General features: G+C 55.9%; 1 pseudogene. It reads right to left on the bottom strand.

The features are described from left to right. Positions 1–868, bottom strand: a pseudogene (locus AC07NP_RS21795) (IS3 family transposase); the annotation flags it as partial.

Genomic DNA, 868 nt, shown 5'->3' with positions numbered 1-868 from the left:
AGCGAGTGAAAGAAGCTTTCCACGCAGGCATTGTCATAACAGCAACCTTTCGCGCTCATGCTTCCACGCAGATTATGACGCTTCAGTAACCCCTGATAGTCCGCTGAACAGTACTGCCCGCCTCTGTCCGTATGCACGATGACATTTTCCGGGCGCTTTCGCCGCCAGAGCGCCATCTGTAACGCATCGCAGGCAAGTTGTGCTGTCATCCGCGGTGACATTGACCAGCCAATGACGGCACGGGACCACAGGTCAATGACTACAGCCAGGTACAACCAGCCTTCGTCCGTGCGCAAGTACGTGATGTCACCCGCCCATTTCTGGTTCGGAGCACTGGCGTAAAAATCCTGTTTCAGCAGATTGTCAGACACCGCCAGGCCATGTTCGCGGTAGCTGACCGGGCTGAACTTCCGGGCCGCTTTTGCGCGAAGCCCCTGACGCCGCAAGCTGGCGGCAATGGTTTTGACATTGTACGCAGGAAGCTCATCCACAAGACGGGGCGCACCATAACGCTGTTTTGCGTCAGTGAATGCCTTTCGGACAGCAGCATCGCAGACAAGCCGGAACTGCTGTCGAGGGGTTATCTGATGACGACGCAGTCGCCAGGCATACCAGCCACTGCGGGCAACCCGCAGAACCCGACACATGGCTTTGACGCTGAACTCAGCCCGATGTTTTTCAATAAAGACATACTTCATTTCAGGCGCTTCGCGAAGTATGTCGCGGCCTTTTGGAGGATAGCCAGCTCCTCGTCCCGCTCAGCCAACTGGCGCTTAAGGCGCGCAATTTCAACAGACATTTCCTGCTCACGTTCGGAAGAGCAGCGGGCATTGTTAATCTTACTGCGCCATGCATAGAGCTGGGATTC

This window comes from Citrobacter sp. GW821-FHT07H02, assembly GCF_059418505.1.
The sequence above is the reverse complement of the archived record's forward strand: the minus strand, read 5'-3'. Positions and strand labels throughout refer to the sequence as shown.